General features: G+C 65.4%; 12 protein-coding genes, 1 tRNA gene and 1 other RNA gene. 10 read left to right on the top strand and 4 right to left on the bottom strand.

The annotated features are described in order from the left end of the window. Positions 1-11: 11 nt before the first annotated feature. The 3 genes from ssrA to CLN94_RS12540 all read right to left on the bottom strand — a co-directional run bounded on the left by ssrA (position 12) and on the right by CLN94_RS12540 (position 2,690). Positions 12-368: a transfer-messenger RNA gene (ssrA, locus tag CLN94_RS12550) on the bottom strand. Positions 369-371: 3 nt separating this feature from the next. Further along, a complete protein-coding gene (locus CLN94_RS12545) occupies positions 372-1,556 on the bottom strand; it encodes a hypothetical protein (protein ID WP_096434295.1) in 1,185 nt (394 codons plus the stop codon). Positions 1,557-1,640: 84 nt separating this feature from the next. Continuing rightward, on the bottom strand, positions 1,641-2,690 hold the full coding sequence (locus CLN94_RS12540; protein ID WP_096434294.1) for an ABC transporter substrate-binding protein: 1,050 nt from the start codon (positions 2,688-2,690) through the stop codon (positions 1,641-1,643). Between the two features lie 177 nt (positions 2,691-2,867). Here CLN94_RS12540 and CLN94_RS12535 point away from each other — a divergent pair, with 177 nt between their 5' ends. The 7 genes from CLN94_RS12535 to CLN94_RS12505 all read left to right on the top strand — a co-directional run bounded on the left by CLN94_RS12535 (position 2,868) and on the right by CLN94_RS12505 (position 10,906). After that, complete coding sequence (locus CLN94_RS12535; protein ID WP_096434293.1) at positions 2,868-4,289, top strand: cryptochrome/photolyase family protein; 1,422 nt, start codon at positions 2,868-2,870, stop codon at positions 4,287-4,289. A gap of 85 nt (positions 4,290-4,374) precedes the next feature. Next, entirely contained in the window at positions 4,375-4,854 is a 480-nt protein-coding gene (locus CLN94_RS12530) for a TrgA family protein (RefSeq protein ID WP_096434292.1), read from the top strand. 35 nt (positions 4,855-4,889) lie between these two features. Further along, positions 4,890-6,020 (top strand): NUDIX domain-containing protein, encoded by a 1,131-nt coding sequence (locus tag CLN94_RS12525; protein WP_096434291.1) that lies wholly within the window; start codon positions 4,890-4,892, stop codon positions 6,018-6,020. A 95-nt stretch (positions 6,021-6,115) separates the two neighbouring features. Continuing rightward, positions 6,116-7,147, top strand: a complete 1,032-nt coding sequence (locus CLN94_RS12520; RefSeq protein WP_096434340.1) for a cysteine synthase A — start codon at positions 6,116-6,118, stop codon at positions 7,145-7,147. Then, positions 7,144-9,651, top strand: coding sequence for a DUF3772 domain-containing protein (locus CLN94_RS12515; RefSeq protein ID WP_096434290.1), 2,508 nt, complete (start codon positions 7,144-7,146; stop codon positions 9,649-9,651). Before CLN94_RS12520 ends, CLN94_RS12515 begins: the two co-directional genes overlap by 4 nt. Next, positions 9,651-10,376 (top strand): alanyl-tRNA editing protein, encoded by a 726-nt coding sequence (locus tag CLN94_RS12510; protein WP_096434289.1) that lies wholly within the window; start codon positions 9,651-9,653, stop codon positions 10,374-10,376. Before CLN94_RS12515 ends, CLN94_RS12510 begins: the two co-directional genes overlap by 1 nt. Positions 10,377-10,438: 62 nt before the next feature. Next, entirely contained in the window at positions 10,439-10,906 is a 468-nt protein-coding gene (locus CLN94_RS12505; RefSeq protein WP_096434288.1) for a hypothetical protein, read from the top strand. Between the two features lie 75 nt (positions 10,907-10,981). Here CLN94_RS12505 and CLN94_RS12500 read toward each other — a convergent pair whose 3' ends face one another. Then, on the bottom strand, positions 10,982-12,085 hold the full coding sequence (locus tag CLN94_RS12500) for an AI-2E family transporter (RefSeq protein ID WP_179300312.1): 1,104 nt from the start codon (positions 12,083-12,085) through the stop codon (positions 10,982-10,984). Between the two features lie 170 nt (positions 12,086-12,255). On the opposite strand from CLN94_RS12500, the gene CLN94_RS12495 reads away from it, so the two are divergent. The 3 genes from CLN94_RS12495 to CLN94_RS12485 all read left to right on the top strand — a co-directional run bounded on the left by CLN94_RS12495 (position 12,256) and on the right by CLN94_RS12485 (position 14,121). Further along, positions 12,256-12,345: transfer RNA gene (locus tag CLN94_RS12495), tRNA-Ser, on the top strand. A 380-nt stretch (positions 12,346-12,725) separates the two neighbouring features. Next, on the top strand, positions 12,726-13,091 hold the full coding sequence (locus CLN94_RS12490) for a helix-turn-helix domain-containing protein (protein WP_096434287.1): 366 nt from the start codon (positions 12,726-12,728) through the stop codon (positions 13,089-13,091). Between the two features lie 19 nt (positions 13,092-13,110). Next, the gene (locus CLN94_RS12485) at positions 13,111-14,121 is read left to right on the top strand and encodes a hypothetical protein (protein WP_096434286.1); all 1,011 of its coding nucleotides are present in this window, start codon (positions 13,111-13,113) and stop codon (positions 14,119-14,121) included. Positions 14,122-14,314 lie beyond the last annotated feature (193 nt).

Genomic DNA, 14,314 nt, shown 5'->3' with positions numbered 1-14,314 from the left:
ATTTGCGAGAAGGTGCAGGTTTCTGTTGCCAGGTACCTGCGAACCCCGCCTTAGGCGGCTAAGCGTAAGGACTTAGTTTCGGCGACCCGAACTGCTTACGCAGCCAGAGCCATTGCCGGAGCACGGTTGTCGTTGGCAACTGTACAATTTGCACCGATAACGGTGGTCGCTCACCGGGACAAAGCTAACATCTTTAGACGTTCGTCGATCCTGTTTCGGCCCCATTCGCCCCCAACGAGGGATGTTTGGTGGAGCCGCCGGGTACCGCCCCCGGGTCCGATCCGTTTATTACATGCGCGTTTATGTCCATAGTCCGGGCGAACCCGAACAGGCCCAATATAGGGGCGCGGGACGGCGCCTGCAAGGCCGGCTCAGTTGCCCTCGGCGGGGGTGCCCAGAACGGTGATCGCGGCGCCCAGAACGGCCAGCGCCCAATAGCCGATCCGGCGCGGGCCGGGCCCCACGCGCAGCGCCGCCAGTGCCGCCTGCAGCGCGTAATAGCCCGCAAACGCGCGCGAGGCATAGGAGATGATCGAGAAGATATCGCTCGTCCAGGTCAGCCCGATCCCCGCCGCGACCAGCACCAGATAGGCCTGGCGCGGGCTGATCCGCTTGCGGCTGAGCTCTGTCACCAGCCCGCCCGCGCCGCCCGTGTCTGCGATTGCCGCCGAGAATTGCGCCGCCAGCGCCGCCACCACCAGCAGCGCGGGCAACAGCGGCGAGACCAGCTTCATCATGCCGATGATCGCGGTTTCGCTGAGCTGCACCTGATCGGGCGCGAACAGCCAGATCAGCAGGCAGACATAGACCATGTAGATCCCGCTCGAGAGCCACTGCGCCTGTTTCATCGCGCGAATGCGGGTGGGCGCGTCATATTCGTCGCCCATGTAGCGCGCGGTCTCGAAGCCTTGCACCGTCACGATCAGGCCAAAGCCGAGCCGCAAGGAGTCCCACAGGCCTAACCCCGGTGGCACGATATGCAGCGCGCCTGCCGAGACATCGCGCCCGAATTGCCATGCCAGCCCCAGCAAAAGCCCGGCGATGATCGCAAGCTTCAGCGTGACCGAGCCGTATTCGATCCGCTCAAGCGCGCGGAACCCGCCGCTCCAACCGGCTGCAGCCACGAAGACCAGTGCCGCGCTGGTCACCAGCCGCGCGCTCGTCTGTCCGTCCCAGGGCGTGAGCGAGACGGCGAAGGCGCCGAACAGGTTCAGGTAATAGGTGACGGAGATCACATAGGCGAAGGCCAGCGCCGCATCGGCGGTTTCCTCAAGCCATCCGGGCGCCGGATCATGACCGCTGGCGATCACGGCGATCGAGCTGCGGATCGCCGCGCCGAACCACCAGGCGACGAGGCACAGCAGCGCCATCGCCAGTGGCGCCCAATAGCCAAAGCGCAGATCGAGGATCGGTCCCAGCACCAGAAACCCCGAGCCGATGATCGAGGCGAGCGGCGTGATCATCGCGCGCCAACTGGCCCGCGCGCGCAGGCGCGGATGCGCCATCGCCACGATGACAAGGGCGCTGAGAGCGAGGATTGCCAGATCCAGAACCATGCGATTGCCTAACCTATCGCCCGGAAAAAGCGAAGGGGCGCGAAACCCGCGCCCCTTCTTGTCGTTACGTCGGTTCGGGCCCGATCAGAACCCGGCCTTGATCTTCTCGAACTCGGCCAGCTGACGCTCGCGCAGTTCGGGGTCGTTCGGGGTCTGTGCGAGGATCGGCGCGTCGATCGGCTGGATGCCCGCGGTTTCCTTTTCTTCCGCGGTGATCGCTTCCATCGCCTTCACGTTGGTGTGGCCATAGCCGATCTCGTCCAGAAGCGCCTTGCCCGCATCGGGGCGCAGCCAGGAGTTGATGAAGTCATAGGCCTTGTCTTCGCTGCCGGGGCCGTCCTTCATGTTGACGAAGCCGCAGAAGAACGAGGACGAACCCTCCGCCGCTTCACGCTGGAAGGCGACCGGGTAGCCGTCGGCCTGCAGATAGGCGACGCCGTCGTTCCACGACCACGAGATCAGCACTTCGCCCGAAGCCATGGTCTGCGCCTGTTCCGAGGGGTCGGCCCAGTAGCTTTGCACGTTCTTGTGAGCTTCGCGCAGCCAGGCGGCGGCGGCGTCGAACTGCTCGTCGGTGATGGTGGTCCAGTCGGTCACGCCGGTGGCCAGATAGGCCAGCGCCCAGACGTCATCCGAGCTGTCGGGCAGCGAGATGCGGCCCTGATATTTTGCGTTCAGGAACACGTCGAGCGAGGCGACGTCTTCGGCCGGGACTTCCTCGGGGTTGTAGGCGACGGCGGTCGCGCCCCAGTCGGTCGGGATGTACCAGACGCCCGCGTCATCCTTGAAGATCGGCGAGTTCAGGAATTTCGGGTCGATATTGGCGAATTCCGGAATGCGCGAGACGTCCCAGGGCTCGATCAGGCCGGCGTCGCGGTATTTCGACACCATCTGCGAGCAGGGGTGCGCGAGGTCGGCTTTGAAGCCCGAGGCGAGCTTCTGATAGGCTTCGTCGTCGTCGCCGTAGAAGGTGTAGGACGGATCGTCACCGTATTTCGCGGTGTAATCGGCAAAGAGCCCGGGCACTTCGAACCCGGCCCAGTCGAAGACCAGCAGTTCGGGATCGGCCGCCGAGGCGGGCAGGGCGGCGGCAAGCAGGGCCGTGCCGGCCATGAGCGAGGTAAGTTTTTTCATGTTTTTTTCCCTGTGGGTGGACTTGCATTGCCAAGACGCTATTGCGGCAAATTTCAACAGACAAGGGGGATTTACGTGCGCGTGAGCGTATTTGGGATGCCAGTGCCCGCATTTTGGGCATTTGGTCTGGACGGCGCCGCGCGAAAGCCTAGCTTCATCCCGAAACAGGAGAGCTGAATGGCTGAAAAACCGATCATCTTGCTGATCCGGCGCGAGATGCGCCTGCACGATCACCCGGCGCTGTTCGAGGCGGCGCGTTCGGGCGCGCCGGTCATTCCGCTGCTGATCCGCGATGATGATCTGGAGGGGCTTGGGGCCGCGCCGAAATGGCGGCTGGGACAGGCGATCGAGGCGTTTTCCGCCCGGCTCGCGGCGCAAGGCGCGCGGCTGATCCTGCGCAGTGGTGCCCCCGAGGCGGTGCTGCGCGCGCTGATCGCGGAGGCCGGGGCGGGGGCGGTTTATTGGACGCGGCGCTATCATCTGGCCGGGCGCGAGGCGGATGCGGCGCTTAAGGCCGCGTTGCGCGCAGACGGGGTCGGCGCGGAAAGCTTTGCGGGATCGCTCCTGCACGAGCCTTGGCAGATCGCCACGCAAGAGGGCGGTCCTTACCGCGTTTTCACCCCGTTCTGGAAGGCGCTGCGTGGCATCGGCGTCGCACCGCCTCTGCCCGCCCCGCAAGAGCTGCGCGCACCAATTCATTGGCCAGACAGCGAAAATCTTGCGGATTGGGCGATGGGCGCCGCGATGAACCGGGGCGCGGCGGTGGTCGCGCGCCATGCCCGGGTCGGCGAGGAAACCGCGCTCGCGCAGCTTGCCGAATTCTGCGACGGGCCGATCGAGGGCTATGCCACGGGCCGCGATTTCCCGGCGCGCCTGGCCACTTCGGGCCTTTCGGAGCCGCTCTCGGTCGGTGAAATCAGCCCGCGCCAGATCTGGCACGCGGGGCTGCGCGCGCGCGACGAAGGTCGCCCCGACGCCGAGGACTTCCTGCGCGAACTGGCCTGGCGCGATTTCGCCTGGCACCTGCTTTATCATTTCCCGCAGATGGAGCACGCGAACTGGCGCCCCGGCTGGGAGGGGTTTCCCTGGCGCGGTGACAGCCCCGTGGTAGAGCGCTGGCGGCGCGGCCAGACCGGCGAGCCCTTTGTCGATGCCGCGATGCGCGAGATGTTCGTGACCGGCCGGATGCACAACCGCGCGCGGATGATCGCGGCCTCCTACCTGACGAAACACCTGCTGACAGACTGGCGCGTGGGTCAGGCCTGGTTCGCCGAGTGCCTGACCGATTGGGACCGCGCCTCGAACGCGATGGGGTGGCAATGGGTGGCGGGCTGCGGCCCGGATGCCGCACCTTATTTCCGCATCTTCAACCCGGTGACGCAGGCGAAAAAATTCGACCCCGAGGGCGCCTATCTGCGCGCCTGGATCGCCGAGGGGCAACGCCATCCGCCAGATACGGCGCTTGCCTTTTTCGAGGCCGCGCCGCGATCCTGGGGCCTGTCGCCCGGGGCGCCTCCGCCGCGCCCCCTTGTCGATCTGGCCGAGGGCCGGACGCGGGCGCTCGCGGCCTATGAAACCCTGCGCCGGGCCGGAGGCTGACCTCAGGGAAGACCATATTTCAGCCACATTTCCCCTGTATTTTTCTCGTTCAGGGAAAGTTCTAGTAAGATTTTAGGGAACCGTCATGCAACGGGTTGTTCTGCGCAAGGCATCGCATGGGATGCCGACCATGGGTCGCCTCTTCGGAGGCGCCGGACTTGCTGCCACCGGGTATCTGGCTGGCGCGGCGATCGTGCCTTTGCTGCCGCAGGCGATGAAGGGGGCGGCGATCCTGCCGGTCGTCGCTGCAAGCTTCGGGTTGCTGATCGGTTGGCGCGTGATCGGGCGCTTCCCGGGCAAGACGATGCGCGAGGCGGTTCTGACCGGGCTCAAGGCGGCGAGCTTCGTGCTGATCTGGGCGATGATCTATCTCGGGCTGGTGCAGATGCTGCGCCAGGCGATGCGCAACCGTTATGACTCGGTCACCGAGGCGGTGGTCGATATCCTCAACCAGGGCCTGCAATTCGCGATCATGGCGGCGCATCCGATGGTTCTCGGCAGCCTGCTTGTCGGCGGCGCGCTTTCCGGTATGGTCGCGCTGTGGGGGCATCGCAAGCTGCGCTGAGAACAGGGCCGGCCCCCGCGTGAGGAGCTGGCACCTTGAGCGAATTTTTCTTTTTCTATGGCACCTTGCGCCACGAGGCCCTGCTGTCTGCCGTGGTCGGGCGCAAGCTTGCGCCGCAACGCGCGGTGCTGCCGCGCACGTGTCTGGTCGAGGCGCGTGACGGCACGCGGGAGCTGGCCTTTCCGATCCCGGTGCCGGGGCCTGACGGGCTGGAAGGGGTGATGGTCGCGCTGTCCGCGAAAGAGCGTGCGCGCCTCGATTATTACGAAGCCGGGTTTCAGCGTGACCGGGCGCAGGTGCTGAGCAATGGCCAGCCGACCGATGTCTGGCTCTATCGCCCGGCGCCGGGCCGCTGGCAGCAGGGCGCGTCGTGGGAGTTCGCGCATTGGCAGGCGCGCTGGGGCGCGATCGCGGTGGCGGCGGCGCAGGAATTCATGCGCGGTTTCGGATCGGTGCCTGCCGATCGCGCGCTGGCGCGCTACCCGCAGATGCTGGTGCGGGCTGCCTCGCGGCTTCGGGCCGAAGCCATGCCGACCCCCGCCGAGCTGCGCCGTCAGGCCCAGCCCGAAGACATCGTGATCGAGGCCGAAACCGTTGGCTATGCGCATTTCTTCGCGGTCGAGGATTACCGCCTACGCCACCGCACCTTTTCCGGTGGCGAGACCGCGCCGCTCGACCGCGCGGTCTTTGTCTCGGGCGACGCCGCCTGCGTGCTGCCCTATGATCCGGTGCGTGATCGCGTCTTGTTGATCGAACAGTTCCGGCCTGGCCCGATGGCGCGGGGCGATCGCAACCCCTGGATGCTGGAGCCGATCGCGGGGCGGGTCGATCCGTTCGAGACCCCCGAAGAGGCCGTGCGCCGCGAGGCGGTGGAAGAGGCGGGGCTGTCGGTCGGGCGCCTGATCGTCGCGCCAAACTATTACCCGACGCCCGGTGCGAAATCGGAATTCATCTATAATTTCATTGCTTTGACGGAGCTTTCTGATGGCGTTGGCAGCCCCGGCGGGATGATCGACGAGGGCGAGGATATCCGCCCGCATCTGGTCTCCTTCGCCCAGCTCGAAGGGCTTCTGGCGTCGGGCGAGTTGCTGAACGGGCCGGCGGTGCTGTTGACGCTGTGGCTGGCGCGGCTGCGCCCCGAGCTGCGCGCCGCCGCCGGGGCCTAAGGCGCCGAAAATCCGGTGATTTGGCTTGAGGCCCGCCGCCTGCCGCCCTAAGTCTGGGAGCAAGGGAAAAAATCACCGCCTTCAGGAGGGACATGATGCGCATCTGTCAGGATCTGGCGCAGGCCGTCGGGAACACGCCGCTGATCAAACTGCGCAAGGCTTCGGAAGAGACCGGCTGCACGATCCTCGGCAAAGCGGAGTTTCTGAACCCGGGCCAGTCCGTGAAGGACCGCGCGGCGCTGTTCATCATCCGCGATGCGATCGCGCGTGGCGATCTGAAGCCGGGCGGCACGATCGTCGAGGGCACGGCGGGCAATACCGGTATCGGGCTGGCGCTGGTGGGGGCCTCGATGGGCTTCCGCACCGTGATCGTCATCCCCGAGACGCAGAGCCAGGAAAAGAAGGACATGCTGCGCCTTGCCGGGGCCGAGCTGGTCGAGGTTCCGGCCGCACCCTACAAGAACCCCAACAATTATGTGCGCTATTCGGGCCGTCTGGCGGCCGAGCTTGCGCGCAGCGAACCCAATGGCGCGATCTGGGCGAACCAGTTCGACAACGTGGCCAACCGTCAGGCCCATATCGAGACCACCGCCCCCGAGATCTGGGAGCAGACCGGCGGCAAGGTCGACGGGTTTGTCTGTGCGGTGGGCTCTGGCGGGACGCTCGCGGGCGTCGGCATGGGGCTGCAGCCCAAGGGCGTCAAGATCGCGCTGGCCGACCCCGAGGGCGCGGCGCTTTACAGCTATTACACCAGCGGCGAGCTGAAATCCGAGGGCTCCTCGATCACCGAGGGCATCGGGCAGGGGCGGATCACCGCCAACCTTGAAGGCTTTACCCCCGACATGGCCTATCGCATCCCCGACAGCGAGGCGCTGCCGGTGGTCTTCGACCTGCTGGCCGAGGAAGGTCTGTGCCTTGGCGGTTCGTCGGGCGTGAACGTGGCGGGCGCGATCCGCATGGCGCGCGAGATGGGCCCGGACCACACCATCGTCACGGTGCTCTGCGATTACGGCACGCGCTATCAGTCCAAACTGTTCAATCCCGAGTTCCTGCGCTTCAAGGGGCTGCCGGTGCCGGGCTGGCTGGACGGCGCGGGGCGCAAGCTGCCGGAGGTGTTCGAGGCATGATGCGGCGCGTCTTCCTCGCACTCGTCCTGGCCCTGGCCCTGCCGGTCATCGCCTTTGCCCAGGCGACGGCGCCCGACTATGCGGCCTGGGAGAAGCTGGCCGAGCACAGCACGGTGGTGCTCGAACAGGCGCAGGAAGAAAGCACGCTGATTACCGACGAGGCGCTCTCGCAGCTGCGCTCGCAGGTGGTGAAATGGCGCAACCAGTTCGAAGAGGCGCAAAGCCTCAACGCCGATCAGATCGAGACGGTGAAGAACCAGATCACCGCGCTTGGTCCGGCACCCGCCGAAGGCGCGACCGAGGATGAGGCGATCGCGAAGCGCCGCGCCGAGCTGAATGACACGCTGGCCAAGCTGCAGGCGCCCGGCATCGCGGCAACCGAAGCCGCGAGCCATGCCGATGGCGTCATTCGCAACATCGACCGCGAGGTGCGCGACCGTCAGGCCGACAAGCTGTTGCGACTCTCGCCCTCGGCGGCGAACCCGGTCAACTGGCCCGCCGCCGTGTCGATGTTCCGCTGGATGGGCGCGTGGATTTACGACGAAACGGTCTGGCGTTTCAGCCGCCCGTTCAACTGGGAAACGCTGCGCAACAACGCGCCGCTGATCGTCACGCTGGTGCTGATGGCGGGGCTGTTGCTGGCGCGTGGCAGCTACTGGATGGGCCGGATCTCGCGCTGGCTGCTGACCAAGACGCAGATGCGCGGGCGCGAACTGGCCTCGGCGCTGGTGTCTCTGGGGCAGGTGATCTTGCCGGTTCTGGGCGCGGTGATGCTGGCCGAGGCGGCCGCTAAAACGGCGCTGTTCGGCCCGATCCTGATGCAGCTTTTCAGATATGCGCCGGTCGTTTTGCTGACGGTTCTGTTCGCCAATTGGCTGGGGCGCAAGATTTTCGCGCCGCAGGCCGAAGATCGCAGCGCGATGACCCTGTCGGACGAGCGCCGCGCCGAGGCCCGGTTCCACGTGCTGATGCTGGGGCTTGCGATGGGCTTGCAGCAGTTGCTGACGGTCTGGATCGCGCCGCGTGCGCAGGATTACCTCGGCGGCTCGGGCACGATTGCCGCCGAAAAGGCGCAAGAGGTGGCCCTGCGCGCCGATACCGCGCTGTCGGTGCTGGCCGCGCCGTTGCTGATCTTCGCCGGGATGCTCCTGTTCCGGGTTGGCCAATTGCTGCGCCATTATCACGCCGCGAACCGTGAGGGTGACGAAGAAGCGGCCTTCCGCGACAAGCTTTTGCACCTGATCGGCACCGCCGCGATCGTGATCGCGGTCGTCTCGCCGACGCTCGGGGTGATCGGCTATGTCTCGGCGGCGAATGCGATGATGTGGCCGGCGATCCTGACGCTTGGCGTCTTCGCGCTGATTTCCGTTCTCCACCGTCTGATCATCGAGCTTTACGCGCTGGTGCTGCGCCGCGATGCGGCTGAGCCCGACGCGCTGGTGCCGGTGGTGGCGCTGATGCTGCTCAGCCTTGGGGCGCTGCCGGTGCTGGCGCTGATCTGGGGCGCACGCGTCGAAGACCTCCGCGAACTCTGGACCCATTTCCAGTCCGGCTTCGCGATCGGCGGGGTTCAGATCTCGCCCGGCATCTTCATGACCTTCGCGGTTGTTTTCGTGCTCGGCTTCATGCTGACGCGGCTGGTGCAAGGCGGCCTGCGTTCGAGCGTGCTGCCCAAGACGCGGATCGACAAGGGCGGCCAGAACGCGATCCTGTCGGGGGTCGGTTATATCGGCATCTTCCTCTCGGCGCTGATCGCGATTTCCACCGCCGGGATCGACCTCAGCTCGCTCGCGATCGTCGCCGGTGCGCTGTCAGTGGGTATCGGTTTCGGCCTGCAGACCATCGTGCAGAACTTCGTTTCGGGGATCATCCTGCTGATCGAGCGCCCGATTTCCGAAGGCGACCTGATCGAGGTCAACGGCCAGATGGGCACGGTGCGCGCGATCTCGGTGCGCTCGACCCGGATCGAGACCCTCGACCGCTATGACCTGATCGTGCCTAACGGCGACCTGATCGCGGGGCAGGTGACGAACCTGACGCGCGGCAATGTGATGGGGCGGCTGGTGCTGCCGGTGGGGGTGGCCTATGGCTCCGACACCCGCCGCGTCGCCGAGATCCTGCGCGAGATCGCCGAGAACCAGCCCACCGTGATGATGAACCCCGCGCCGCAGGTGCTGTTCGTGGGGTTTGGCGCCGACAGCCTCGATTTCGAGATGCGGGTGATCCTGTCGGATGTGAATTTCCGGGTTCCTGTTCAGACCGAGATCAACCACCAGATCGCCGAGCGCTTCGCCGCCGAGGGCATCGAGATTCCCTTCGCGCAGCGCGACATCTGGATCCGCAACCCCGAGGCGCTGGTGCCGGGCCACAAGCCCGCCCCTGCCAAGCCGGTTGACGCCGACGAACCTGAGGCCGCCACCGAGGCGCCGATGTCCGAGGCCGTCGAGCCTGCCGCCCCGGTGCGGCTCTCGGATAATGACGGCAGCGAAGAGGGCGACGATTAATGACCGAGCCGCACTATCGCGCCGCCCCCTATGCGCGCGACTTCGACACGGTGGTGCGGGCGATCACGCCCGAGGGCGGCATCATCTGTGCGGACACGATCTTTTATCCGACCGGTGGCGGCCAGCCCGGCGATGCGGGCCGCCTGGTCTGGGACGGGGGCGCGATCGAGATCGCCACCGCGATCAAGGCCCCCGAGGGCGCGCCGGGCACGGTGATCCTCGTGCCGGCCGAGCCGACACCTCTGCCGCCGCCCGGCACACCCGTGACCCAGCATCTCGACTGGGAACGCCGCCACCGTCACATGCGCGTCCACACCGCGCTCCATCTTCTGTCGGTGGTGATCCCGCTGCCGGTCACCGGCGGCCAGATCGGCGCCGAGAAGGGGCGGCTCGATTTCGACATGGAGACCCCGCCCGAAGACATCGCCGCCCTGCAGGCGCAGCTCGAGGAACTGGTCGCCGCCGATCTGCCGGTGACCGAGGACTGGATTTCCGATGCCGAGCTCGACGCCAATCCGGGGCTGGTCAAAACCATGTCGGTGGCGCCGCCCAAGGGGCAGGGCCGCGTGCGCCTGATCCGGATCGGGCAGGGCGCAACCCAGGTCGATCTGCAGCCCTGCGGCGGCACCCATGTCGCCTCGACCGGCGAGATCGGCGCGCTCCGCCTCGGCAAGATCGAAAAGAAAGGCCGCCAGAACCGCCGGGTCTACCTGCATCTGGACTAGGCGCCCGCCTTTTCCTTGACCGGACCGCCTCCGCCGCGCAGTCTCTGCGCAAAGGAGTTCCGATGTTCAAAAAATCCATTTCCGCCGCCGCTCTTTGCCTCTTGCTCGCGGGTTGCGAGGTGCCCGTCATCATCGCCGCCGAAGCCAATGACGGCAAATGGGGCGGCAAGGGCCAGAGCATGTTCGAGATCGAGTTCCCCGCCGTGATGATCGTGCAGGTCGACGGGCTGGAGGAAGAGGTGCTGAAAGGGCCGCTTCTGGGGCATGCCAATGGCACCGCGCGCTATACGCTGACCGGGCCGAACTGGGGCACCTGCGAGGGGGCCTATACCAAGGAAGGCCTCAGCACGATGACCTGCGCGAACGGCTTCGACGTCGCAATCGACATCGGAGAGCGGCGCTCCAAAATGTCGGGGCATTACATCGTGTCCGGTGAGGAAAAGGGCCATGCCTTCCGCTCGATCCTCGGCTGGGGCAAGGAAGCCGACGAGGCGCAATTGCGCGCGCTCCTCGCCGCCTCGAACGGCTGATCCCTTTCATCGAGCCGAAAATACTCTGGGGTGAATTGGCGCGAGCCAAGAGGGGCAACGCCCCTTCGCCCGGCCTCAGTCGTGCTGATCGGGCAGACCTTCGCGCGACAGCATCACCGCGAGCGGCCGCAGCGTCGCCGATTGCGCGCTCACGATCATCAGCGCGACCATGATCGGTACTGCCAGGAACATCCCCGGCAGCCCCCAGACAGCGCCCCAGAACGCGAGCGAGATGATGATGCCAAAGCTCGAGAGCCGCAGCGCGCGCCCCATCAGCATCGGGTCGATCACATTGCCGATGACGAATTGCAAAAGCCCGGTCACCACAAAGGTCACCAGCGCGTTCGAGACATCCTGCGTCACGACATAGACCGCCAGCGCCGCGATCACCGTGGCGATGATCGAGCCGATCGAGGGGATGAAATTCAGCGCGAAGGTCAGGATCGCGACCGGCATCGCCAGCCCGAACCCCGCCACCTTGAAGATGCCGTAAACCGCCGCCCCGGTGATCACCGAGACCATCGCCTTCACCAGCAGATAGCGGTTCACCCGGTGCATGATCGAGGCGCCCGTCTTCGCCACCCGCCGCGCCGAGTGCTCGTTGCCCATCAGGCTGACGAGTTTCGCGTGAAACCAGATCCGCTCGGCAAACAGGAAACCCACGAACAGCGTGATCAGCACGGTGGCCGACAACAGGTTCGAGGCCTGCCCGGCCAGCGTGCTCAGATAGCCGCCGATCTCGAATTTCTGCATCGATTCCAGCACCGCCGCCTCGACATCGGCGCCCATCCAGCGAAACAGCTCGGCAATCGCACGCTGCGCGGGCTCGGCATAGGTGACAAGCATCGTTACCACCTCGTTGGCCTGCGCGATTAGTATCGCCGACAGCGTGAACAGACCCGAGGCAATCAGCCCCACCGCCACCAGCGACGCCAGCCAGTTCGGAATTCGAGCCGGGCCCAGATGCAGCCGCCGGATCGCGTTGATCGCTTCTGATGTCAGCGAGAACAGGATGATCGCGATCGCCAGTGAAATCAGGATGAACCGCGCCTGAACCAGCAAGAACAGCACCAGCGCGAAGGCGATGATCCCGAGCAGCACATTGGTCAGCTGACGCGGCTCTCGTGCCCGTCCACCCAAGAGCGGCTCGGTCTGATCCTGGTTGTCATGGTCCTTCATCTGCATCCGTTTTCCCACGCCCGCACATGCCGCGGGCCAATTGATGCTAGAGGCGCACCGGGGGCGAGGCAAGCACGCAACCCCCTCCGATCCCGAGAAGTTTCGCGCCCACGGCTTTTCCCGCATCTCGCCCTTGCATCCTCCCCCCGGTTTCGCATAAACCCGGCGCCGGACGGGTGGCCGAGTGGTCGAAGGCGCACGCCTGGAAAGTGTGTAGGCGGGGAACCGTCTCGAGGGTTCGAATCCCTTCCCGTCCGCCACCATCACCCTATCGAACACGTTCATGTCGCCCTTTGGAGGCATAATTCCTCCTGTTTTCAAAAGGGTTTGCCGGGTGGATGCGAACCGCTGAGACGCGGGGGCACTGTGATTTCCGTCTCTGAATGGCCTCTCGTCTCTGGTCGGGCGAACCGCACCGATTTCGGTTCGGTCGAAATTTTTCTCGCGTTTCCAATGGTCTGAATCGCAGCCCCGCCAAAACTGCGCACCCTGTTCCCTGCGCTATTGATCGGAACAGAGACCGAACAAGCAGGAGGCGTAGCCCTTGGGGGTGTTGGTCGGGTGGCGCGTAACGACGACGGCCTTTCGGTCCGAAGCCTCCAGACTTGCACGCAGATGATGCGTTGCATATATACGCAACATGAAACAAGGAGGTCAAAGTTTCGGCTCCCATCTGCGCAGCTTGCGCGAGGCGAAGGCGCGGACCGATCCGGCCTTTTCGCTCCGGCAGTTGGCGCAGCGCTGCGGGGTAACGCCGCCCTACCTGTCGCGCCTCGAACGTGACGAGGTCGCGCCGCCGAGTGAAGAGGTGTTGCGCCTGCTGGCGGCTGAACTGGGTGAGGACACAGACGTGATGCTGGCGCTTGGCGGAAAGATCTCGACCGACCTGCGGGCCGCTATCCTCGCAAGGCCAAAGCTGTTTGCGGAGCTGATCCGCAGTCTGAAGGACGTGCCCGATCATGCCGTACTGCGCCTTGTACGCGATGTTGCGGACGGTGACTGGTAACTAGAATAGGAGAGCATCCATGCCCACACTCGAGAACAACGCCCTTGTCTTCCGCTTTCTCGAGATCGACCCGGAGGCGCGATTTTCCATCGACTTCCAGCGGACGCTGCGCATCCCCGACAGTGAACGCGACTATCCATTGCCGCCGGGCTTCGGACGGTTCCCACTGCGCCATGTCGAGGACTATGCCGCCTTGCCCGCCCACACGCGACGCCGCGGCGGGGTAATCCTGCCCCTGTGGCAGGCCGAGGCTCTTTGGTTGAATTTCGGCGGCGGATGGGGGGGCGACCTTCCTGTCGCGGTCAAGGTTGCGGCGGGAAAGATCAATGCCGTGACCGGAGAAACTTGGACCGCGCCCCTGAACCGCAATCCGCAGGATTACGTGGTCTGGCCCGAGCAACCGTGGCTCGATGGGTTCGCGATCGAACCTGGCGTGATCCGGCAATTCGTCGCCATGCCGCTGGGCGAAGGCTACTCTGTTGAGGAGCAGCTGACGGAGGATGCGGAATGGGGCGGACTTCAGATCTCCGTTACGCCGATGCGGCGGGAAGCATGGGAGCGGTTAAAGACGTCACACTCAGTTGGCCTTATGGAGGAGGTTGCTTTTTCCATGTCGTCGTGCGCCAGCGCCGAGATGGGTCTCGGCGCAGGTGGGCGGATGCGGCAATCCATTGAGAGTGACCCCTATACGCTCGAGGACTGGGACCAGCGCGCGACACAGCGGGTCTTCGTCACGCTCTGGCATGCGAGCCGTTGGCGCGCGTTGACCGGAGAGCCGGTGCCGACCGAACCGCCCTCGGCGGAGGACTACGCCCGCGCGGGTCTACCGTGGTTCCAGCACTATGGCCGTGGCGCGGAGCCTTTGCATGGATCTGACCGACTTGCCGGAGTGAAATCCGTGGGTACGCTGCATAGCGAAAAAACCGAGACGTCCTTTCCCGGCTCACATGATGTGGCGACACCCGAGCCGGTCCGCTTGGGGCCGGGCGCAAAGGGTCCGCGCGAGATCAAGCACGGGCTCGATTGGTAGAAGACGTCCTATAGCAATTGCGTGGCGGGAACGCCCCCGTGCTCATTGCGTGGCATGGTCGTTTACCAAGATCGAATGGACGACAAACTTGATCGCGTGATGTCCTGTCGAGGCCAGCCGTGGCGCGTGTTGGAAAAGCCGCGTCTCGGAAATGATGTACTTCCGACCCACCGGGCCGACATAGCGGATAACC

The sequence above is a fragment of the Pseudothioclava arenosa genome (assembly GCF_002358085.1).
GTDB classification, from domain to species: Bacteria; Pseudomonadota; Alphaproteobacteria; order Rhodobacterales; family Rhodobacteraceae; genus Pseudothioclava; species Pseudothioclava arenosa.
This window is presented reverse-complemented; position numbering and strand designations above follow the sequence as displayed.